Source organism: Chitinophaga sp. NPDC101104, from assembly GCF_050277495.1.
Classification (GTDB): domain Bacteria; phylum Bacteroidota; class Bacteroidia; order Chitinophagales; family Chitinophagaceae; genus Chitinophaga.
Map to the genome: position 1 here is coordinate 4,510,924 of NZ_JBNNSF010000001.1, position 22,685 is coordinate 4,533,608.

The window sequence follows — 22,685 nt, forward strand, 5'->3', positions numbered from 1 at the left end:
TTGATTTTACTTATACGGTTGCTTCTTCCATTTCCATCTCCTCTTCATAAACCCTTAAGCCGGGGCGGCCGGTTATTTTTTCCTGTAGGAACTGGAATATCACATACAGCACAGGAATGATAAATACACCCAGGATCACACCGGTCAACATACCGCCGATGGCGCTATAACCAATGGAGTGGTTACCCACTGCGGAACCTTTCTGCACAAATACCAGGGGTATCAAACCTACGATAAAGGCGAATGAAGTCATCAGGATAGGACGAAGCCTGGCCCTTGCCCCGGCAAGCGCCGATTCGAGCAGGCCCATCCCGTTGCGCCGCCGCTGCACGGCAAATTCCACGATCAGGATGGCGTTTTTCGCCAGCAGGCCTATCAACATGATCATACCGATCTGTACATAGATGTTATTGTCCAGGCCGGCAAATCCGATGAAGGCGAATACACCGAGGATACCGGTCGGTATGGTGAGGATAACTGCGAGCGGCAACACATAGCTTTCGTACTGGGCTGCCAGCAGGAAGTATACGAATATGATACTGAGCAGGAAGATGTAGATCTGCTGGTCGCCTGCGCTGATCTCTTCGCGGGTCGCACCGGTCCATTCATACCCATAACCAGCCGGCAAAGCCGTTTTGGCTGTCTCTTCAATGGCCCTAATGGCATCACCCGTACTATAACCCGGCTTGGGCGTACCGTTGATGGTCACGGCATTGAACATGTTGTTGCGGGTCACCGTTTCCGGGCCATATACACGCTTCAGCGACACCATCGATTTCACCGGCACCATTTCACCCTGGCCGTTCTTCACATAAATTCCGTCGAGCGAATGGATGTCGGTACGGTAAGGCACGTCGGCCTGCGCTACCACACGGTAATATTTTCCGAAACGGTTGAAGTCCGAAACATAACTGCTGCCGTAATATATCTGCAGGGTCTGCATCAGTTCGTTAATAGACACGCCCAATTGTTTGGCCTTGAAATTGTCCACTTCCACCCTGTACTGAGGGTTACCGGCAGAGAAGGTGGTGAAGGCCGCGCCGATCTCTTTTCTTTGCATCAAAGCCCCGATGAAAGCCCAGGCGTTATTACCCAGCTGATCCAGCGGGCGGCCCTGTTTGTCCTGCAGCATGAACTCGAAGCCGCTCACGTTACCGAAACCCTGTACTGTCGGGAAGGTAAAGAAGAAGGCACTCGCGTCTTTCAGCTGGCTCGCCGGCCCGTACATCATCCCGGTGATCTGGTCGATATTCTCTACAGGGCCCCTTTCGCCCCTGTCTTTCAGGCGCACGAAGCCTGCTGCATAAGGAGAGGCGGCGGCGTTGCTGATGAAGTTAAAACCGTCCACCGTCCATGTATGCTTCACTGCGGGTATCTGCCGAAGCGCCTCGTCTATTTTCTGGGTAGACTTGTGCGTTCTGTCCAGGGAGCTGCCCGGAGGCGTGTTCAGGGCATATAATACGAAGCTCTGGTCTTCCGTGGGAATAAACCCGGTAGGCGCCCTCCTGGCCAGTATAAAGGCGGCGATGGTCACCACGGCCAGGAGGCCGATGGCTATCGCCTTGCGGTGGATCAGGAATTTGAGGCTCTTCACGTACCGGTTCGTCATAGAACGGAAACCGGCGTTGAAGGCATTGAAGAAGCGGCTGCCAAAACCCGTCTTCTCGCCATGCTCCCCTCCTTCAGGTTTTAAGAACAGGGCGCACAGCGCGGGGCTCAGGGTCAATGCGTTGATCGCGGAGATCATGATCGCAATGGCCAGCGTAAAGGCAAACTGCCTGTAGAATACGCCTGCGGGGCCCTGCATAAAGCCAACGGGAATAAATACCGCCATCATCACCAGGGTAATGGAAATAACGGCACCTGAAATTTCGTCCATGGACTTCAGGGTGGCTTTCCTCGCCGGCCAGCGCGTTTGTTCCATCTTGGCGTGCACCGCTTCCACCACCACTATCGCGTCGTCCACCACGATACCGATTGCCAGCACCAGGGCGAACAGGGTGAGCAGGTTGATGCTGAAACCAAACAGCTGCAGGAAGAAGAATGTGCCTAAAATGGCCACTGGTACCGCAATAGCGGGAATCAACGTAGAACGGAAGTCCTGCAGGAAGAGGTATACCACCAGGAACACCAGCACAAATGCGATCACGAGCGTTTCACGCACCTGGTGTATAGACGCGTCCAGGAAGTCCTTGGCGTTATACATCACCTCTGTTTTCACACCGGTGGGGAGAGAAGCCCTGAAATCTACCAGCAGATGCTCGATATTGTCCAGTATCTCATTGGCGTTGGAGCCGGCGGTTTGAATGATCGCAAAACCTGCGGCAGGCTTGCCGTCCAGCAGGTTGTTCGCACCATAGTTGAGCGACCCGAATTCTATGCGGGCCACGTCTTTCAAGCGAAGCATGGACCCGTCGCTGTTGGCCTTGATAACAATATTCTCGTAGTCCTCGTTCAGGTTCAGCTTGCCTTTGTATTTCAATACGAACTCAAAGGTTTCCCCGCTGCTTTCGCCCAAACGGCCGGGGGCGGATTCAATGTTCTGGTCCCTGATCGCGTTCAACACGTCCTGCGGGGCCAGGTTATTGGCTGCAAGGCGGTCGGGCTTCAGCCAGATACGCATGGAATAGTCCTTGGCGCCGAAGATCTGCGCCTGCGCTACGCCGGGCACACGTTGGATCTGGGGGATCAGGTTGATCTTGATATAGTTTTGCAGGAACTTTTCATCGTATTCCTTGGGGTTTTCGCTATACAACCCCATGAACATAATGAAACCGTTCTGCACCTTCTGCGTGCTGATGCCCGCGGTCACCACTTCTGCAGGTAACTGGCTGGTGGCTTTGGACACCCTGTTCTGCACGTTCACGGCAGCGATATCAGGATCGGTCCCCTGTTTGAAAAAGACGGTCAACACCATGCTGCCGTCGTTATTGGAGTTGGAGGTCATGTAGGTCATGTTCTCCACCCCGTTCACCGCTTCCTCTATCGGGTTGGCCACGGAACGGGCCACTACTTCGGCGTTGGCGCCGGGGTAGACGGCCGTCACCGTCACGCTGGGCGGCGCGATGTCGGGAAACAACGTAACAGGCAGGGCAAAGTAGGAGATAATGCCCAATAATAACAGGATTATGGACACTACCGTTGAAAGCACCGGCCTTAATATAAATCTTCTTAACATGATTAATTCACTTTTAGATCGTAAGTAAAATTTGATGCTTGCATGTCATACTTTACAGGTAAAGTATGGCCTGTTACTTACAATGTTTTTGATTTAAGCACACTGTCTGCCGGTACCGGCTGCGGTGCGATGACTGCCCCGTCCCTTAAATTGCCGGTTCCGGACAGCACGATCTTCTCGCCTGCTTTCAACCCGTCGCTTACAAAATAAAAGTTGGCTGTCTTTCCGGAAATCCGGATGGGCCTGCTGGCCACTTTGTTGCTGTCTGCCACGGTGTATACCAGCACTTTGTCCTGGATCTCGAACGTAGCTTCCTGCGGAATGGTGATAGCAGCGGGAACTTCCTGTGCAAACCTTACTTTGCCCGTGTTGCCCGTACGCAGTATGCCATCGGGGTTGGGGAAAGTGGCGCGGAAAGTGATGGCGCCGGTGGTCTTATTGAACTGCCCGTCTATCGTTCCTATTTTTCCTTTCTCGGTGAACGTGCTGTTATCTGCCAGGATCAGTTCAACCGGAGGTGCATTCTTCAGTTTCTCTTCCAGCGTTTTGCCGGGGAAGTTGTTCTTGAACGTGATGAAGTCCGCTTCGCTCATTGAAAAGTAAGCGTACATTTCGCGTACTTCGGAAAGCACCGTAAGGGGCTGGGCATCGACGTTGCTTACGAGGGCGCCCACCTTATAGGGGAGCCTTCCGATGTAACCGCTTACCGGCGCGGTGACCAGGGTATAGCCTACATTGATCCGCGCACTGCCTGCTGCTGCCTTGGCCTGGGCCAAAGCGGCTTTTGCTGCTTCATAGTTTGCTTTCGCCGTTTTCAGCTGTACCTCAGAGATCACGTTGCTGGCAACCAGCGGGGTCAGGCGGTCCACTTCAACCTGCATCTTTTCAAGGTTAGCCTGCGCAGCAAGCTGGTTAGAAGCGGCGCTGTTCAATTGTTCGGCATATACCTTCGGATCTATTTTAAACAAAGGCTGCCCTGCTTTTACATAAGCGCCTTCATCCACAAATATTTTTTCGAGGTAGCCGGATACCTGCGGGCGCACGTCTACATTCACCTTTCCTTCCAGCGAAGCGGGAAACTCCAGGTAAGTGGTAGCCGGGGCCGATGTAACCACCATCACGGGCAACTGCGGGGGGCCCTGCTGGTGGGGACCAGCCTGGGGAGACGAGCAGCTATATAATAATACAGCCAACATCAGGATGCCTGACAAGTAACCGAGTGGCTTGTGGGTGGTCATTTTCTTGAGTGATAGTTCCATGTGTTATAGTGTTATAGAATTTAACGTGAGCCCGGTTTAACCGGCAAGGCAAGCCCATGTTGAACTTGTTGCCGTTAACAGACCCATGCTGTGGTATGCTGTATTTCAGCTGTTTTTTGGTTTCGCCATTAGTTGTTTCAATACCGTCCGGCCTTATGCACGCGGCATAAGCATTGCTTTTTTTATGTAAAAAAGCAATAGACATTACAGAACATTCAGGCATGGACGTGCCTGGCTATTCAAAACATGGTGTGAAAAAAGGAAAGACTACATACTGCCTGGGCCGCAGTAAAGCTGTAACGATCAGGGTCTTCAGCGCAAGTTGCTGTCCATGCGCTATCGGATATTGTTACAGTTAGGTTACTTAACTTTCATGATCGTAAGAATTGATGCGTTGCAATTGACACTGCAAATCTATAAAAAGTCACATTTGCTTGTACATTCCTAATCACGGGATTAATTGTACTTTTCGCGGATGCTTTTTTGAAACAACGCAGGCGTCTGCCCCGTATGCTTTTTGAAGAACCTTGAAAAGTAGGCGTCGTCGTCGAAGTTCAGCTCCCCCGCTATCTGTTTCACGGAGTGTTTTTGCCAGAACAGCAGCCTTTTGGCTTCCATGATCCGCTTGGCGTCGATCACCTGCTTGGCGCTCCGCCCGATGGTATTTTTTACCGTATCGTTGAGATGGCCGGGTGTCACATGCAGCATTTCCGCATATTCGCTCACCTGCACCTTATCCCGGAAATGCACGTCTACCAGCACCTTGAACTGCACGCCCAGCGAGTTGCCGCCGTAATGCTCCGTCCGGTACTCCGCCCTGTCTGGCCGTGCGATGCGCCCGCAGGCGATGATAAAGGCAGACAGTACGTTGCGGATGATCGCTTCCTTGCGGGGTTTGTCTCCACGGTACTCGTGCAGCAGGATCCTCGCAAACGACAACAGCTCCTGCAACTGGTGGTCTTCCAGGTGGAGGATGCTGTCCTTGAAGATGCACTGCCAGCAACTGAGCACGCCGAGCGTTTCCGTGATGAGGAAATCCCGGGTGAAGTACATGGCCAGCACTTCCGCGTCCGCGCTTCTGTCGTGCTGGTGGATCTGGTCCGGTTCCAGCATGATCAGCGCGGGCGCCTGTATCGTATGTTTTTCGAAATCAATGTATTGCGTGACGCTTCCCTTGAGGAGGATGTCAATGGTATATCCATCGTGCCGGTGCGGGGATGCGATCCCTTCCCAGTCGATCTCCTTTAAGTTGGCCAGGTGGATCATGAACTGCGATCCTTCTTCCGCGAGCGGAGAATCCTGCACGCTCACCAGGGGTATATGGTTGTACTTTGTCAGTTGCATGGGTCGTGTGTTTTAAGGTCATCATTCCCGTGCCGACGGTTTTTCAATAAGCATAATTTCCGGCTGTAAAGATAAGGCTATTCCACCTTCTGGCGTTCCTGGACCAGTACAAGGTCAGACAGTTTGACCTGTATCGGTATGTTCCCGACCTGTACCACGGCGGCTTTGGCGCGTAATTCGAGCACTTTGCCCACCTGGTTGTTGGTCCGGATCTTCACCCGGTCGCCCACCTTTACATCTCCTTTGATCTCTTCGAACTTGGTATCTATCTTCTTCTGTATCTTTTCGTTGGCAGCTTTTGTGCGTTTATGGAAGAGCAGCTCTTCCGCCTGGCGGATCACCTTGTTCTTATCGTCTGTCCGCTTCCACTCGATCACGATCTGTTTGAGCTTGCGCTCCATGTCTTTCAGATACTGTATTTCCTCTTCACGGATCTTGTTCTGGAGCTTCTGGAGGGTATATTCATGCTGTTTTCGTTCCTTGTCCGACAGCACTTCGTATTCTTTCTTGAGTTTCTCGTTTTCTTTCAACAGTTTATGGAGGTCTTTCTCCTTGCTTTCCACCTTCTGCATATCCTGCTCCGCCTTGTTGAGGAGCTTATCGAGCCGGAAGTGCCCTTCGTCCACCAGTTTCCTGGCGCGGTTGATGAGCGCCGGGTCCAGCCCGATGCGCTGCGCGATGGAGAAGGTATACGAGCTGCCGGGTTTGCCCACGATGAGGCGGTACATGGGTGCGAGGTTCTGCTCGTCGAAGCCCATGGCCGCGTTCACGATCCCTTTAACCTTTCCGGCCATGACCTTGAGGTTGAGGTAGTGGGTGGTAACGATGCCGAAGGCATGTTTCCTGGCCAGCTCTTCCATGATCACTTCCGCGAAAGCCCCGCCCAGGTTGGGATCGGAACCGGAACCGAGCTCGTCGATGAAGAAGAGCGTTCTCCCGTTCGCGTTTTCCATGAAGTGTTTCATGTTCTTGAGATGGGAGCTGTAGGTCGACAGTTCGAACTCCAGGCTTTGCGTATCGCCGATATGGATCATGACCTGCCGGAAGATGCCCAGTTGGCTGGTGGGGTGCACCGGCACCAGGAGCCCCGCCTGCAGCATGAGCTGGATGAGGCCTACGGTTTTGAGCGTCACGGTTTTGCCACCCGCGTTCGGCCCGCTGATCACGAGGATGTGGTTATCCTTGTCGAGCGTGAGGTTCACGGGGATGGTCGGCTTCCCCTGTTTGCGGTTGTACAGCAGCAACAGGGGGTGGTATGCTTCCACCAGGTGCACCTGGGCGTGGGGTACCAGCATGGGATAATTCCCGTTGATATCCAGCGCCAGCCGCGATTTTGCGCGGATGAAATCGTAAATCCCGAGGATGTCGTGGTAGCCGCTCAGCAGGTCGTGGTGTTTGGCCAGGTCGGAAGTGAGGGTGCGGAGGATGCGGTACACCTCTTTTTCCTCGTCCCTTTCCAGGGAAAACACTTCGTTATTGAGCTGGATGGTTTCCTCCGGTTCGAGGAACGCCGTTTTCCGGGTGTCCGACTCGCCATGAAGGATCCCCTTCACCATGCGCTTCTGTTCCGCGAAAATGGCCACTACCCGGCGCCCGTTGAGGAAGCTTTCCTCGATGTCTGCCAGGTACCCCTGCTTCTGGAGCTTCGAGAGGATGCGCTCAAAAACCCGCCGCAGCTCCGTCCGTTTCCGGTAGAGGTTCATGCGGATCCTGGCGAGGTCGGGCGTGGCATTGTCCAACACCTGCCCCGTTTCGTCCAGCACCTCGTCGATCATCGCCACGATCTTCTTTTCGTAATGCGTCCGTTCGATGACACTGTACAGGGCGGAATAGGTGACCCGCCTGTCGGAGTCGAAGAACCGGAATATGCTGCCCATGCTTTCCGTCAGCTTGCGGATAAGCATAAATTGCTCTCCCGTGAGCACGGCCCCCTGGATTTCGAGGAGGCGGAGCTCCTTTTTCAGGTTAAGGACGTAATCGTTCGGGAAATGCTGCTGCAAAAGCACCAGCTGCTTGTATTCATGCGCCTGCTGCAAGGCAGTTCTCACGAAATCGATATGCGTATGCAGGCGCAGTTCGGCGGCCATCGTTTTGCCCAATTCCGTCTTGCAATGCTCCTGCAGCAAATTTTTTACTTTGTCAAATTCGAGCTGTAAAAGCGCCGAATCCGGAAATAATTTCACTTTTTTGTCAATTTTAATACTGGCTGCCGGCCCAGAAGCAGCCTTTCCTTTTTTCGTTCCGCAAAGTTGGCCTATACCCGGCAATTGCTCAAAACTGATTGATCAACAACCGGCAACGAATGACAAATGCGGTTCATCACCCGTCCGTACGCAAAAGAATGTTAAAGTTACTTAACTTGTCGATCCAATGCGCCCCCGATATCGTTAATTTGAGGACAATACTTCCAAATGAACTTACTGAAACATAGCCTGATCATACTGTCGCTGCTGGGCTCCAGCCTGGCATCCTGCGGCAGGCAGACGGCTGAAAAAAATCAAGAACCAGGAGACATGACAATTCCAAAAGACACAAAAACCGCACAGGCCACCTTCGGAACGGGGTGTTTCTGGTGCACGGAGGCCCAGTTCCAGCAGCTGGAAGGGGTATTGCGGGTCGAATCCGGATATTCCGGCGGCGCAAAGCCCAATCCCACTTACGAAGAAGTTTGCACCGGCAATACCGGCCATGCCGAGGTAGTGCAGATCACCTACGATCCGGCTAAGATCAGCTTCGCGGAACTGCTGGAAGCGTTTTTCCTCGCCCACGACCCTACCCAGCTCAACCGCCAGGGCAACGACGTAGGCACGCAGTACCGCTCGGTGATCTTCTACCACGATGCCGAACAGCAAAAGGAAGCGGAGTTTTACAGGAAGAAAGTGAATGAGTCCGGGGCGTACGACAAGCCGATCGTCACCGAAATATCGCCTTTTACGGCGTTTTACAAGGCGGAGAACTATCACCAGGACTACTACAACCAGAACGGTTCGCAGCCCTACTGTTATTACGTGGTGAAGCCGAAGCTGGAGAAATTCAAGAAGGCTTTCGCCAACAAGTTAAATAAATAGACGCCCTGGAGCGTCTATTTTTATGTTAAAGCAGTTCGATGTTTTTCGAGCCCTGGTATAGCCAGGACAGCAAAAAATAAGCGACTGCCGTGATAATGAGCACATATCCTGCAAACCCCAGGGCCATGGCCGTTCCGGTTTGCATCCAGCTGTTGATTTCCGCGAAATAGGCAAGAACCGCCAGGATCACTCCGGTTATTCCGCCAATGAAGGTTACCGTTTTCATTTTAGGTATACTTTAAGGGTTAAACTTTCGAACTGTCCAAATATTTACATCCTATAACGTGCCATTGCCAACAAAGTTTACAGGCGTGGATAAAGTTAGTTCCCGGCGGCGAAAATGTGGATAACCTGCCACGGAACGTACCCCATGACCGGGGAAATACGGCACAAAAAAGGGACCGCCCTTCCGGACGGTCCCTTTTTTGTGCGATGCCTTTGCAGGCTGCGGCTTATTTCTTTTTCTTTTTGCCTTTGGTTTCGGCTTTGGGCGCCTCGGCAGTGAGGTCCTTGATGCGGATGTTGCGGAATTTCACAACAGAGCCGTGGCCCAGGAACCCGATGTGCCCGGTGGTCCTTTTCAGGCCGGGATGGTCTTTATGGTCGAGGGTACCCTTGTCGCGCGCTTCGGCGATATCGCCGTCCAGGATCACGGTGCCGTTCAGTTCCACGGTGATGCGGGTGCCTTTCACGGTCACCTGCTCGTAGTTCCACTCGCCTACCGGCTTCAGGAATCCGCGTTTTGCGGGGATCACGCCGTATACGGAACCGTGGTACTGGTACACCTGGAGGTTTTTATAGATATCCGCTTCGTTATCGAGGATCTGGAGCTCCATGCCTTCGTACGCTGCGTCTCCGGTGAGGGGTGCGCGGATGCCCAGGCCGTTGTTGGCACCGGGGGTCAGCTGGAACTCGAAACGGTATACGAAATCGGCGAACTCGTCTTTGGTGTAGAGGTTACCGCCACCATGGCCGCCGGGGCGGCATACGATGGCTCCGTCTTCCATCACGTAGCTGGTGGTGTTACCGGTCCATTCGTGCATGTTGGTACCGTCGAACAGGACCTTGTACCCTTCTTTCTTCTCGTCGGCGCTCAGTTCATAAGGTTTCGGCTGTTCGAACTCGCGAACGTACAGGTTGCGGTAGTACACGTTGGTACCATGCGCCTGCAGTTCAAGCTGCTCGGAAGCGAAGATGGGCAGCTTGCGGTCCCAGTAGTTTTCCAGGATCACGTTATCTACCACCAGTTCGCCGTTCAGGTAAACCGTTACGCGATCTCCCTTCATGATGATGCGGAAGTTATTCCATTCGTTGATGGCATTGTCTGCCAGTTTCAGCGGTTTGGAAGCGTTTTTCTGGTTGTTGTACAGGCCACCGGAACCTACTTCAGCGCCTACGTCGCGGCGGGTAGTGTCCCAGATCTGTACCTGCGGGGTGCCGCGGAGGTAGATGCCTGCGTCGCCGTTCGGCTCGATCTTCCAGTCAACGAACATCTCGAAATCACCGTATTTCTTTTCGGTGCAGAGGTTGTCGCCATGACCGTTGAACCACAGTACGCCGTCTTTCACGCTCCATCCTTCGCGCATTTTGGCATCGGCTTTCTCCTGTTCTTTTTTCAGGGTAGCGGCGTCCATTTTGCTGCGTTTGATGGGGTCGGCCACGAGGCCTTTCCATCCGCTGAGGTCTTTGCCATTGAACATGGACACGAACCCTTCGCCGGCGGGCATTTCGGAGAGGTATTTACGGATCGCTTCGCGCTGGTAGCCGGCGTCGCCGCCTTTGAGCACGGAGGAAGTTTTTTCGAGGAGGCTTTTTACGATGTTGCCGCCGTAGCTTTTATCTGCCAGGGCGATGTTCATCACGGCCTGGGCCGCTTCCTGCTGGGCATCGTTATCGTCCAGGAACTGGCCGGCGAAAACGAGGGCGGGGAAGGTTTTGCATTGTTCAGCTTGCTGCAGGATGGCTTTCTTCAGGCCAGCGTCTTTGGTGAGCTGCATGGCGTTTTCCAGGTACAGCAGGCGTTGCTCGGCGCGGGTTTCGGCTTTGGCGAGGCGAACGTAGCCTTTCAGGGCTTCGTTGCGGGCGCCGGCGTCTTTCCGGGCGATGTCGAGCAGTGCGGGCATGGCGGAAGCGTCTTTCCAGGCGCTGAGGGCGGCCACGGCAGCCTGTTTCTGCGCGGCGTCGCCTTTATCGGCCGCTTCTTTCACCATAGCGAGAGAAGAAGCGCCGCCGATGCCGCCGAGCACGGTAAAGTAACGGCCGCGTTTGTCTGCCGGCGCGCTCTTCATGGAAGCGATCACGGTTGCGGCGTCTCCTGCGCCAGCGGCAGCGATCACGGCATCCTGGATGCCGCTCACTTCCTGTGCACCTGCGCTGTTGAGCAGCTGGAGCAGGGTGGCGAGGTTAGCGGAGCTGGCTACGTCTTTCAGGGAAGCGAAAGCCGCTTTGCGAACGTTTTCGTTGGGAGATTTGGTGAGGGGCAGCACCTGTGCGAAAGCACCGTCTGCCTGGCGGGCAGCCAGCACATCGAGCAGGGCGACCTGTGCGCCGGCGGGAACACCGGACAGGGCCGCGGCCGACTGCGTAGCTACTTCATTGCCTTTGATGGTTTTGAGGGCTGACTGTACCGCTGCCACTTCTGCGCTGTTGCCTTTGGAAAGCACCTGCAGCAGGGCGGGAACGGCCTGTGCGCCGCCGATCTGGCCGGCAGCGGTGATAGCGGCGAGGCGAACGCCTGCGTCTTTATCGCCCAGGAGGCGGTAAGCGGCAGGCAGTGCGATGTCTACTTTATTATTGCCCAGCATTTCGATGATATCGGCTTTGGCACCGGGAGACGCTGTTTTCAGCGCGCTCAGCCAGCCTGCGATACTCGCGGCGTTGAGGTGTTTGCCGGCCAGTTTGAGAGCGGCTACACGATACGCGTCATTCTCATGATAGGCAGCCAGCAGTCTTTTCTGGTTCTGATCGCCCTGGAGCTCGTCGAGCAGCGACAGTGCGGCGATGCGCACGTGGTTCTGGGCGGGGTCTTTGGCGGTGGCCAGCAGTTTCTCGGCCAAACCTGCGGCTTCTGCTTTTTTACCGGCAGCGGCGAGGTTCTGGATGTAAGCGAGGTACGCGGTGGTGGCGTTGGTTTCGTCGTATTTGTAACCGGCGCGCTTGGCGAAGCCTTCCAGCACGGGGGCCGAAGTGGGCGCTGCGATGTACGACAGGGCGTACAGTGCGGTTTTTGCCAGCATTTTGTCGGTAGACGAAGCCAGGGGCACCAGTACGGTGGCGGCTTCGGGCACGCGGGCGTCGCCGATGGCGAGCACGAGGCTTTGCTTGTTGCGGCCCTGTGCTTTATTGATGCCGTCGAGCAATGCTTTGCGGGAAGCTGCGGAGTTGATCTGCACGAGGGTGCGGGCGGCGATGCCGGACAGGCGCTCGTCTGCCAGGTACCCGGCCAGTGCGGGAACGGCGTCATCGTTGCCGATGGCTTCGAGGCGGCGGATGAAGAATTCCTTCACCTCTTTGTCCTGCACTTTTTCGAGTGCTTTCACGTAAGATTTAACGGCGGCGGCCTTGAGGCTTTCCTTACCGGGTTGGGTCACGTAAAACGCGTAACCGGTGAGGGCGTATTCGGCGGCGGTGTTGTCGCCTTTGCCGGGAGCGGCCATCATGGAAGCGATGCCGAGCACGCCTTCTTCGCCCATTTCGGCGAGGGCCTTCATATTGGCTTCGAGGGCGGCGTTGGTATTGGCAGGTTGCTGTTGCAGCAAATCCGCCACTTTCGTATGTGCAGCACGGTTATCGGGCTTCGGTTGGGCGAAAACGGCCAACTGGGCGAGGCAACAGGCTGCGATCAGTAATGTTTTTTTCATCTGTGATGCTGTTGGAAAGGTGAAGGGCTAGATGGTCCAGGGTCCGCGCATGGCCGGGAAGATGAGGCGGTTGGCGCCTTCGTCGTTCACGAATTCCTGCTTCACGGGGTCGAACTCGAGGTTGCGGCCCAGTTGCAGGGCGATTTTGCCCATGTTGACGATGGTAGCGGAACGATGGCCGTTTTCTTCGTTGAGCGCGAACTTCTTGCGGTTCTTCACGGCATCCACGAAATCGGTCACCTGCGGCGCCGGGTCGGGGAATGCGGCCAGTTTCTTTTCCAGGTCGGGGATCGTGGATTTGAACCCGGGGTACAGTTTACCGTTAGGCCCTTCGATATAGGCGGCGCCTGTTTCGGTGCCGGCACCGTCGAGCACGATCTGGCAACCGTCGGCATAGGTGTAGGTGATCTTCCTCCAGGTGCCCACTGCATCGCAGTGTTGCTGGGGAGCGTCGATCTCCACTTTCACGGGGCTGGTATCATCTTTGCCGAGGAAATACTGGATGGGGTCCAGGTAGTGCTGGCCCATATCACCCAACCCACCGCCATCATAATCCCAGTATCCGCGGAACGTACCATGTACGCGGTGCGGGTGGTAGGGTTTGTAAGGGGCGGGACCGAGCCACATATCGTAGTCCAGTTCTTTGGGAACGGCCTGGGGCTCGAGGTTGGTTTTACCCACCCAGAAGAACTTCCAGTCGAACCCGGTGTGGCGGCTAACGGTCACTTTGAGCGGCCAGCCGAGGAGCCCGCTTTCCACGAGCTTCTTGATAGGTTGAACGGTGGTCCCCATTCCGTAGAAACGGTCTGCGAAACGGAACCAGGTGTTGAGGCGGAAGATGCGGCCATGTTGCTGCACGGCTTCCACCAGGCGCTTGCCCTCCCCGATCGTGGCGGTCATGGGCTTTTCGCACCATACATCCTTTCCGGCGCGTGCCGCGTCTGCAGCGATGATGCCGTGCCAGTGCGGCGGCGTGGCTACGTGTACGATATCTACCTCGGGGAGTTGGATGAGCTCACGGTAATCCGTAAACGTTTTCACTCCCTTGTCGCCCAGCTGGTTCATGGCCTGCTGGATATGACCTTTATCGACGTCGCAGATCGCCACTACGCGGGTGCCCGCATAACCGAAGTGACCGCGGCCCATGCCGCCGGTGCCCACTACGCCCTTCGTCAGCGTATCGCTCGGGGCGAGATAACCGCGGCCGAGAACGTGACGGGGAACGATGGTAAAGGCCGCTAACGCTCCCAGGGAATTACGGACAAATGACCGCCTGGAAGGATGATTGACTTTTTTTCCCATGATCTTTGTAAAAAAGGTAAAACGTGAATTTGGTGGGACAAAATACAAATTCAACATTCATATTCTAATACTATTCCACAAAAAGATGATGAACTTTATACCAGTATTTATCGAACGAAGGGACTTTAATAAAGATTTTATAGAAGTTTAATTAACTTTAAAGAAATGTTTGCCACTTTTCCGCCACCGCCGCAACTTTCCGGGTACGTCCGGATGTTTTGGGTCTTCGAGCACGAGGTACCCCAGGGCGAGGCGTATGTGTACCGGTCGATGGCCGACGGGTGTGCGGAATTGATATTTCATTACCGGAACCGTTTTGCGCCGCTAACAGGCACGGAGGGCGCGGGGTTTTCGCATCTTCACGCACAGACCAGCCGGCATTCGCGGTTCCTCACGCATGGGAGCTTCGGGATTTTCGGCGCATACCTCTACCCTACGGCCGTTCCCGCGCTGTTTGGCCATAGTTCGGCCGCCGTCGCCAACTGCATGCCCGATCTGCAAAGCATCATGGGCCGCAGCGGCATCGATCTGGAAGAACGCATCATCACCGCCCGCTATCATCATCAACGGGTAGAAATCCTTTCCGAATACCTCATTTCCCTTCTCCGGCAACGCAAACAGGAAGCGTCCGCCGTGCAGATCGCCGTGCGGTCGATCCTCGCGGCAGACGGGATGGTCAATATCGGCGAGCTCGCATCGTCCGTCAGCCTGTCTACCCGCCAGTTCGAGCGCAACTTCAAGTCGGCAGCGGGCTTCACCCCGAAATTATTCACGCGAATCATCCGCTTCCACCGCGCGCTGAACGCTTACGGCGCGTTCGACGGCAATCTCGCGGGCCTCGCTTACGAATGCGGTTATTATGACCAGTCGCATTTCATCCATGATTTCAGGGAGTTTTCCGGTTACCTGCCGCGCGAATATTTCATGGGGCGGCCGGAAGGCATCGAATACAGGGAGTAACCATGTCGCTTTTCTCCTATTTTCCCGCTACCGGTGCTTTTAACTTTGATAAAAATCATTTGTTATGACTACTGTGAACAAACCCGCGGGCAGCAACACCGTCAGCCCCTATTTCATCGTCAACGACGGCGAAAAATTCCTCGGATTCCTGAAGGATGTAATTGGCGCCACGGAAAACGGCGTGTACCGGAGCGACGACGGGCAGATCATCCATGCGCAATTGCGGTTGGGCGACGATGGCGGCATCATGTTCGGTGTGGCGAAGCCGGAATGGCCTGCGGAGACGGGCAGTGTTTTCGTGTATGTCGGCGATACCGACGGTATTTATAAAAAGGCACTTGCGCAGGGAAGCGAGTCGCGGCAGGCGCCGGAAGACAAAGACTACGGCCGGGCGGCGGGCTTCCGCGACCCGTTCGGCAATACCTGGTGGATCACTCAGGTGTGAGCGGTGTAATAATCCCACATGATGCGGAACACTTTTTCCTTCAGTGCGGGGGTATCGTCGCGCGTGAGGCCTGTCGTTTCTACCGGTTCCAGGAAATGGTAGTCGATGCGATGGGGCCAGGCGTAGAGGAACTTCCCGGGCACCTGGATCTTCCGGGTGTGAAAGAGAAGTGATGGGATGATGGGGGTTTGTGTATCGATGGCGAGGTTGAAAGCGCCGTCGTAGAATTCTTTGAGCGGCTGGCCGGTGCGGTTGCGGGTCCCTTCCGGGAAGAGGACCATGTGCATGCCCATGTCCAGCGCTTCTTTCATTTTCACGATGCTTTCGCGGCGGGAGGCTTCGCTGCTGCGGTCTACCATAATGCCGCCGATGCGGTACATCATGCCGAACAGCGGGATTTTGCCCATAGACGATTTGGCGAGCGTTTTATTGACGCCGGGAACGCCGGGCGTGGTCACGGGCACGTCTATGAGTGAATTATGGTTGCAAACCACAACATATTGACGGCCTTTTTCGAAGAATTGGAGCCCTTTGCGGAAAACGGGGCATCCGATCATAGGCATGTAAAACTTCATCCAGACGCGGCCGATACCCAGAAAATAGCGGGTTTTGCGGGGATCGGGCAGGAAAGAGATGATCCAGATAGGGATAAGGACGATGAGCAGGGTTACTGCGAAGAGCAGCAAACCGTAAACGGCATAAATTCGTCCAACGATATTTTTAAGCCAATTCATCAGTGTGCAAAATAGGTATTCGGATATTATAATTGCCAGTTGACGGGCTCCTGGCCTTGTTTGACGAGCAATTCGTTCGCTTTCGAGAAATGCCGGCAGCCGAAGAATCCTTTGTCGGCGCTGAACGGCGAAGGATGGGCGGCTTTGAGGACATGGTGCCTGGTGGCGTCGATCAATACCTGTTTATCCTGTGCAAAGCGGCCCCAGAGCATGAAGATGACGCCTTCCTTTTCGTTGGAGATTTTGCGGATGACGGCATCCGTAAAGTTTTCCCAGCCGATTTTGCTGTGCGAAGCGGGCTCGCCGTCGCGCACGGTGAGGAAAGCGTTGAGGAGGAGCACGCCGCTTTCGGCCCAGGGCGTGAGATCTCCGGTGTCGGGGATGGGCATGCCGAGGTCCTTGTTCATTTCCTTGTAGATATTGACGAGGGAGGGCGGTGGTTTCACGCCTTTTTGAACGGAGAAGCATAAACCATGCGCCTGCCCGGGCCCGTGGTAAGGGTCTTGCCCGAGGATGACTACTTTCACCTGGGAGAAGGGGGTTTTCTCGAAGGCGTTAAAAATCTGGTTTCCACTCGGATAGATCGTTTTCCCGAGGGCTTTTTCGTGCTTGAGGAACATCACGATCTGCTCGAAATACGACTTCTGGAACTCTTCTTTCAGCGCTTCTTTCCAACTGCTTTCAATCTTTACGTCCATTGCTGTAACTTTGTTTCAGAGGATAAATTTGATTTATTGACGGAAAATTATATAAATTTGCACTCCCAATAAAAAAATTTATTGTGAATCCGGACCGGTAGCTCAGCTGGATAGAGCAGCTGCCTTCTAAGCAGCAGGTCATTGGTTCGAATCCAATCCGGTTCACTTAATAGGACAAACCAGTATCCATACAGGTTTGTCCTTTTTAATTTAGCAGAAGTCCTTGCCAGGCGTATACCATCCTCAAAGCTGTCATTGATGCGAATGGTTCGACATTCGATCCCCGTCAAACATCAAACCAATAATATGACGCTTTTTCTATATACACGTCTTATATAAATTCAATCTTCATCCACCTCATTGATGTTCCTCACGCGTACATCAGGCATATCCCGGAAAATGTCCTGCATATATTTCCTGTGATTGGCACCCGCAAGCACAACGACTTTTTTCGCTCCTGTCTTTCTCGCCCGGTTCACAACATTTAAACACATGCCCTTATTTCTCATCAACCACCAATGTATTTTTGATAGCATTTCCTCTTTGGGGAAGCCCCTCATATCGTACATTTCCGGCAAGTAAAAATCTCCCGAGGCGGCAGTCGCAGCAGCCTCATCCGTGTTCAACCATTCCGTTACATTTTTTGAAGACTTCTCGACACGATCGTACTTTTCATAACCCTTTTTTATAACAGACAGATTCGCCTCCAGTTGATTTGCAAGGTCGGCGGGGTCGTTCTTAAATAAACTGAACTTTGCGTCGAATGCTACCCAGGACGCCTGCCAGTTCAAATCATAATCCTGGCAATCCATTGAAAGCAATTCGCGGATCCCTGACGCTAACATCATGGGAAATGCTATTACAGCATATTCGGAGGTTTTCAGCCTTCTCATGCTTCGGCCTGTCGTGTCCAACTGAGGGCTCAGTACTGCGTTTACATACTTTTCAAGCCCGGCATCCGGTTTTTCCCGGAGGCTGTTCAGGACCTGCCAATATTGATAGTGCCCGTTTGCGACATCCTGATCAAGGTAATAAGCATGGGCCAGATCAACTTTCACACGATAGTCATCGGGTTTTAAAAGCGATATTTTTTTCAGGCTGTCGATCGTATGTGGCAATAAGCTTTCAGCTATCATACGATTGCGCCTGAGATTATTCAGCCGGTTGATATTTTGCGGTTTGCACCAGTAATCCATTACAAGCCGCTCATCCTCTTTGCTCAAAAACTCCCCGAAAAAAGCATCGGGCTTAAACTTCCTGATCTTGTTATGAATGCTGGTAAAATCCTGTACAGGGTATTTGCTGTAATCATGGGAAACACCGATCAGCACAATGTCAACTATCTGCGCGCTGGCGTTTATCGAAATGAAGGAAAGGAATAAAAAAATATACTTCATATATTCTGTACCTTTTTGGTTAAAGCCGGGCCATAGTTCGGGCGTTGCAGACAGGCTGCTCCGGAAGCCGTTAACATACTAAATTTACAGATAAATTCAGCTGTTAATGGTGCCCTCAAATTTATTTGGCAGTCTCCCCTTTCACTTCCCGCATCAACTCCGCATTCGCTACTTTCATGATAAAATAAGGGTTCTCCGCTCCCTTCCGGCTCACCATCACGAGGAACGGCTCATCGAAATACAGGTGCTTCACAGGCAACACGTCATCGATGACTGTGGCGGCGCTGTCCGCGATAACCGCTTCACTTTCGATGATCACGCCTTTTTCATCCAGCTCGAAAGCGGTGCGCTGTTCCGCCACCTTGATTTGAAGCATCTGGCCGCGGGCCGCCACGAGCTGGTCTATCAATTCCGGAAAAACCGTGGACAAATGAAAGCGCACCACCGGGATTTTGACCTCATCCTCCTCCCCGATGAAATATTTCCAGGGATGCTTCCCCTTCGCCTTTTCCTGCTGCCCTTTGACGATCGCCGCCTCCACACGGCTGCGCATATTGGAAAGCTTTTCGCCCTCGCTAAACCCTTTCGCCAGGACCATCTCGTCCCGCTCCGGGCCCGGCGTGAGCCGGATGACGAATTTATCGTCGCTCTCATAATACAGCACCCCGACCTGCCCTGCCTGTGCATGGTTGAAGACCGGCATGCCAAACGCTTTCACCCTCGATTTCTTCCCGAAAACCATCCCGCCTTCCACGATATCGAAAGGCACCGCAAAAGGCAAATTGCGCTGGAACGCCGCCGTTACTTTTATTTCATCGCCGATTACTTCCACTGTTGCCTGGTAGTCTCCCGGCAGCAGGGGTTTCTCCTCCTTCCGCGATGCATTCAACCGGCGGATCAGCGGCAATGTGCTTTCCTGGTCGCCGCCCATGAAGCCGCAAAGACTGTCCCACGCCAACGCAAAGCTCGCCGCATAAATGATATTGTCTCCCGGCTCGCCGGGGTGGTTGGGCACGGGCACGAAAGCCGTCCGCATAGCCGAATCGATGCGCGTGGCACCGGTCTCGCCGCCGGGCGCGCCTTGCTGCTGGCAACCCGTTATGAGTAAAAGTAAAATGGGGAAAATGAGGGTACGGTGCATAGGATGTAATCAGGTATTCAAAGGTCCTTCTTCCCTTCGAACGTCCGCTTATACCAGCGGACGATCCGTTTTCCGGGCGAATTATAACTTTTCCAGCGCGCGTCGAGATGATGTTCCTTCCGCAGGAACGCTGCATCCGCCTCGGTTTGAGGCACTATCGACGCCGGGTGAACGATCGGCATGGGCATTTCCCCGATGGGCATGAACGCGAACGGATCGGGCTTATCTGCATGCGTATGGGTAGACCCCGTCCCGAACCCGATATTGGTGATCAGGTTCACATTCGGCGCAATGCTCAACCCTCCTTCGAAAAAAGCGAGGAAGTTGAACTGGTAATCCCAGGTATTGATCTCGCCGGATTTGAGTTTCCGGAAAATGTACAGCCAGTCGCTGACGAGGAATCGGTCTTTCATCACTTTTTTCAACGCAGCTTCGGCCCCTGCATCGGTATAACGGTCGAGATTACGGTCGTATTGCCGCCAAACCCTCCGCCAGCTGGCCCATCCCCAGACATTGAGGTAACCGGAGAAATAATAGCTCCCCTCGCCCCATTGCTTCCCGAATTGCTTGTTGGTGCCCGCGATATGGAAAATCCGGTCGTGGTGCCGGTAACGGTCCAGCATCTGGTCGCAAAAGGCGAAAAAGCTCGTGGCAGGGAGGCAATCGTCTTCCAGCACGATCCCTTCTTCTTCGTTGTCGAAAAACCAGGTGATGCCATCGGAAACGGCGATCTTACAGCCTTTGTTGACTTCGCTGAAAAGGGTTTTCACTTCGCAGTCCCAATCCACGTTCTGCACGATGCGGCGCACTTCCGCGCAACCGGCTTCATCGTCTGGCCGGCCGGCCCGCGGACCGTCGGCTGCGATATACAGTCTGGAGGGTTTGACCGCGCGGATGCGGTCGAAAACTTGTTGCGTAGTGCCGGGCCGGTTGAAAACGATGAACAACACGGGCGATTGTACCTTATATTCTGTCATGTCCCAAAGCAAACGGATCGCAGCGCCGATATGTTACAAAATGGCCCTGCTTGCCTGATCTTCGTTCAAATGTAATAAATTTCTGATAGGAATGAAGCGGCGGATGCGGGACCAAAATCCTACATTTGCCCTCCTAAAGCAATACCAGAAAGTATGAACGCCGTCCCGAAGGTTTCCATCGTCATCGCCACATTCAACGCCATGGTGCATCTGCCCGAATGCCTCGCATCTATACAGCGGCTGGGGCGGACAGACCTGGAGATCGTTATCGTGGACGGAGGGAGTACCGATGGAACGGTGGAGTACGTGCGCTCGCTGGAATGGCCGCACCTGCGCTGGGTGAGCGAAAAAGACAAAGGCATCTACGACGCGCTGAACAAGGGCGCGCGCATGGCGAAAGGCACCTGGGTGCAGTTCCTGGGGTCGGACGACCGGTTGCTGGAAGGCTTCTCCGCGCTGGCAGACCAGCTCAGCGATCCCGACACCATATATTATGCGAACAGCGAGGAATGGTATTATGGGGACACGAAGCCCGATTACATCCTGCTCGGCGGCAAATTCAGCAATTACCGCATCGCCAAATACCCGGTGAACCACCAGGCGATCGTTTACCCCACAAAAATCTTCGCCACCCATTCCTACAACCTCAAGTACAAGATCTTCGCCGATTACGCCCTCAACATCCAGCTCTGGGGCAACCGGCAGTATAAAAAACGTTATGTGCCCCTCTACATCGCGAGCTACAACATGAACGGCTTTTCCTCTACGATGCGCGACATGGAGTTCCGGGCAGACAAGCCGGCGCTGGTGCGGCAGCACCTCGGCTGGCTGGTGTACTGGCGGCTGGAGCTGAAGCGATGGAAGAAAAAACGGGAAGGCGATCTCGACTGGTAATCAGGAAGGATAGGAATTGCCGTTGATATGGGGGGAATGGTTACTTTCTGCCGGGACCACGGAGAAAAATGAGTGGGGATGCACGCGCAGGGCTTCTGCCAGCTCCAGGAGGGTGGAGAGCTGCGGATCGATGTCGGCCCGCTCGATCTTGGAGATGCTGGCATGGTCTACCCGGCACATGGCGGCCAGCCTCCGGAGACTGAGCCCCGCAGATTGCCTGATCTTCCTGATGTTCTGACCAATGGCTTTCCTTTCTATATGATGGTTGCCGTTCGCCATGCGATAGCGGCAGCCAAATTGACTTTTTTCTTTCCAAAAGTTGTTGGGCCATGGCCCAACAAGGCAAAATTTCCTTAACTTCCCATTGACAAATTCATCCAAACCCATGACCGAACACCCCCTTCACGAAAAGATCCTTCGTTTCCTGGAACGTTTGCAGCACCTGGGCCCCACGTTCGTACACATCCGGCTTACCGGCAACGAAACCCATTACCTGCACAACCTTCCCATCCGCTCCGTTTCGGTGGATGGCGAACCCTACACCTCCCAACACTATTTCCCGGCTTCCCCCGTTTCATCCAGCGTCATTATCCTCGCAAAAGATATTCACCCCCGGTGAATTTTTAATACATTATGGACATCATACCAACCGGGCATTCCTGCCCGGTTTTTTTATCTTGATAAGCCACCCCGCTTTCAATTGTAAAATCAGGGCCTTATATTTATACATATTTAAATTTCTTTAATCCCTTACACTACACACCCACATGAAAAAACTGCTATTGCTGTTTGGCGTATGCCTGTCTTCCACCTGTGCCTTTTCCCAATCTTTCATGCACGGAGCCGGCGTTTCGGCGTTTTTCGAGAAGTATAAGGACGTAGACATGAGCACCGCCGTCGGTTTCACCTACTCCCCGCGCCTCAATTTCGTGGAAACCGAAAGCATGTCCGTTTCCGTCGGCATTCCCATCAGCCTGGCCTTCTCCGGCAGCGGCCAGTACAATTCCCGCGAAGGAGCTACCGACGATTTCAAGCTGGGCATCCTCATCAACGCCCCCGTGATCGTGAACCTCAACTTCGGCGCAGGTTCCACCCCCGATAACGAAAGCCGCCTCGGTGGCTTCATCGGCGGCGGCGGCGGCTTCCATTGGGGCGCTTCCACCGATCAGCTGGACCAGAACGGCAACGTAAAAAACGTAGGCGGCACCACATTCGGGTACACCGGTAACGCCGGCGTCCGGTTCGCCATAGGTGATATGGGCAACACCCTGGAAATCAAGGCCTCCTACTTCAAAGGCGTCAACGAAAACAAAATGGACCTCATCGGCATCGCGGGCATCTTCAACTTCTGATCCCCCGGCCCCTTTACCCAAATAAAAAGGCTGACCGCTTTGGCCAGCCTTTTTATTTATCCGGGAACACCGCTCC

19 protein-coding genes and 1 tRNA gene are annotated in these 22,685 nt (G+C 54.1%); 7 read left to right on the forward strand and 13 right to left on the reverse strand.

All coding sequences use genetic code 11. The features are described 5' to 3' along the window. Positions 1-10 precede the first annotated feature (10 nt). The 4 genes from ACQKLP_RS18205 to ACQKLP_RS18220 all read right to left on the reverse strand — a co-directional run bounded on the left by ACQKLP_RS18205 (position 11) and on the right by ACQKLP_RS18220 (position 7,964). Entirely contained in the window at positions 11-3,178 is a 3,168-nt protein-coding gene (locus ACQKLP_RS18205; RefSeq protein ID WP_427324291.1) for an efflux RND transporter permease subunit, read from the reverse strand. Between the two features lie 77 nt (positions 3,179-3,255). Next, positions 3,256-4,437 (reverse strand): efflux RND transporter periplasmic adaptor subunit, encoded by a 1,182-nt coding sequence (locus tag ACQKLP_RS18210; RefSeq protein WP_427324292.1) that lies wholly within the window; start codon positions 4,435-4,437, stop codon positions 3,256-3,258. 456 nt (positions 4,438-4,893) lie between these two features. After that, positions 4,894-5,781, reverse strand: coding sequence for a helix-turn-helix domain-containing protein (locus ACQKLP_RS18215; RefSeq protein ID WP_427324293.1), 888 nt, complete (start codon positions 5,779-5,781; stop codon positions 4,894-4,896). Between the two features lie 77 nt (positions 5,782-5,858). Then, positions 5,859-7,964, reverse strand: a complete 2,106-nt coding sequence (locus tag ACQKLP_RS18220; protein WP_427324295.1) for an endonuclease MutS2 — start codon at positions 7,962-7,964, stop codon at positions 5,859-5,861. Positions 7,965-8,294: 330 nt separating this feature from the next. Here ACQKLP_RS18220 and msrA point away from each other — a divergent pair, with 330 nt between their 5' ends. Further along, positions 8,295-8,849, forward strand: a complete 555-nt coding sequence (msrA, locus tag ACQKLP_RS18225; protein WP_427324296.1) for a peptide-methionine (S)-S-oxide reductase MsrA — start codon at positions 8,295-8,297, stop codon at positions 8,847-8,849. 25 nt (positions 8,850-8,874) lie between these two features. On the opposite strand, the gene ACQKLP_RS18230 is transcribed toward msrA, so the two are convergent. The 3 genes from ACQKLP_RS18230 to ACQKLP_RS18240 form a co-directional block, all read right to left on the reverse strand. Then, positions 8,875-9,075 (reverse strand): hypothetical protein, encoded by a 201-nt coding sequence (locus ACQKLP_RS18230; RefSeq protein ID WP_427324297.1) that lies wholly within the window; start codon positions 9,073-9,075, stop codon positions 8,875-8,877. 226 nt (positions 9,076-9,301) lie between these two features. Beyond that, a complete protein-coding gene (locus tag ACQKLP_RS18235) occupies positions 9,302-12,709 on the reverse strand; it encodes a DUF1080 domain-containing protein (protein ID WP_427324298.1) in 3,408 nt (1,135 codons plus the stop codon). A 27-nt stretch (positions 12,710-12,736) separates the two neighbouring features. Continuing rightward, complete coding sequence (locus ACQKLP_RS18240) at positions 12,737-14,011, reverse strand: Gfo/Idh/MocA family oxidoreductase (RefSeq protein WP_423737976.1); 1,275 nt, start codon at positions 14,009-14,011, stop codon at positions 12,737-12,739. Between the two features lie 165 nt (positions 14,012-14,176). Between ACQKLP_RS18240 and ACQKLP_RS18245 the strand changes: the two genes are divergently transcribed. Both ACQKLP_RS18245 and ACQKLP_RS18250 read left to right on the forward strand, forming a co-directional pair. After that, the gene (locus tag ACQKLP_RS18245) at positions 14,177-14,971 is read left to right on the forward strand and encodes an AraC family transcriptional regulator (RefSeq protein ID WP_427324300.1); all 795 of its coding nucleotides are present in this window, start codon (positions 14,177-14,179) and stop codon (positions 14,969-14,971) included. Between the two features lie 64 nt (positions 14,972-15,035). Beyond that, entirely contained in the window at positions 15,036-15,416 is a 381-nt protein-coding gene (locus ACQKLP_RS18250; protein ID WP_427324301.1) for a VOC family protein, read from the forward strand. Here the strand turns inward: ACQKLP_RS18250 and ACQKLP_RS18255 are convergent. Next, positions 15,407-16,150: a lysophospholipid acyltransferase family protein gene (locus ACQKLP_RS18255; protein ID WP_427324302.1), complete on the reverse strand. Its 744-nt coding sequence runs from the start codon at positions 16,148-16,150 to the stop codon at positions 15,407-15,409. The two genes, ACQKLP_RS18250 and ACQKLP_RS18255, sit on opposite strands and share 10 nt — an antisense overlap. 26 nt (positions 16,151-16,176) lie before the next feature. Then, positions 16,177-16,848, reverse strand: coding sequence for a uracil-DNA glycosylase (ung, locus tag ACQKLP_RS18260; RefSeq protein WP_427324303.1), 672 nt, complete (start codon positions 16,846-16,848; stop codon positions 16,177-16,179). Between the two features lie 91 nt (positions 16,849-16,939). On the opposite strand from ung, the gene ACQKLP_RS18265 reads away from it, so the two are divergent. Next, a tRNA-Arg gene (locus ACQKLP_RS18265) sits at positions 16,940-17,013 on the forward strand. Positions 17,014-17,189: 176 nt separating this feature from the next. Here the strand turns inward: ACQKLP_RS18265 and ACQKLP_RS18270 are convergent. The 3 genes from ACQKLP_RS18270 to ACQKLP_RS18280 all read right to left on the reverse strand — a co-directional run bounded on the left by ACQKLP_RS18270 (position 17,190) and on the right by ACQKLP_RS18280 (position 20,363). Further along, on the reverse strand, positions 17,190-18,245 hold the full coding sequence (locus ACQKLP_RS18270) for a DUF5694 domain-containing protein (protein WP_427324304.1): 1,056 nt from the start codon (positions 18,243-18,245) through the stop codon (positions 17,190-17,192). A gap of 121 nt (positions 18,246-18,366) precedes the next feature. Beyond that, positions 18,367-19,386, reverse strand: a complete 1,020-nt coding sequence (locus tag ACQKLP_RS18275) for a hypothetical protein (RefSeq protein ID WP_427324305.1) — start codon at positions 19,384-19,386, stop codon at positions 18,367-18,369. 17 nt (positions 19,387-19,403) lie between these two features. Further along, positions 19,404-20,363, reverse strand: a complete 960-nt coding sequence (locus tag ACQKLP_RS18280; protein WP_427324306.1) for a hypothetical protein — start codon at positions 20,361-20,363, stop codon at positions 19,404-19,406. A gap of 153 nt (positions 20,364-20,516) precedes the next feature. On the opposite strand from ACQKLP_RS18280, the gene ACQKLP_RS18285 reads away from it, so the two are divergent. Then, positions 20,517-21,257, forward strand: a complete 741-nt coding sequence (locus ACQKLP_RS18285; RefSeq protein WP_427324307.1) for a glycosyltransferase family 2 protein — start codon at positions 20,517-20,519, stop codon at positions 21,255-21,257. Here ACQKLP_RS18285 and ACQKLP_RS18290 read toward each other — a convergent pair whose 3' ends face one another. Further along, positions 21,258-21,536: a helix-turn-helix domain-containing protein gene (locus ACQKLP_RS18290; RefSeq protein WP_427324309.1), complete on the reverse strand. Its 279-nt coding sequence runs from the start codon at positions 21,534-21,536 to the stop codon at positions 21,258-21,260. A 106-nt stretch (positions 21,537-21,642) separates the two neighbouring features. Between ACQKLP_RS18290 and ACQKLP_RS18295 the strand changes: the two genes are divergently transcribed. Further along, positions 21,643-21,876, forward strand: a complete 234-nt coding sequence (locus tag ACQKLP_RS18295) for a hypothetical protein (protein ID WP_427324310.1) — start codon at positions 21,643-21,645, stop codon at positions 21,874-21,876. Between the two features lie 148 nt (positions 21,877-22,024). After that, positions 22,025-22,609 carry a hypothetical protein gene (locus ACQKLP_RS18300; RefSeq protein ID WP_427324311.1) on the forward strand — a complete coding sequence of 195 codons (585 nt, stop codon included), beginning with the start codon at positions 22,025-22,027 and terminating at the stop codon, positions 22,607-22,609. Positions 22,610-22,685: the final 76 nt, after the last annotated feature.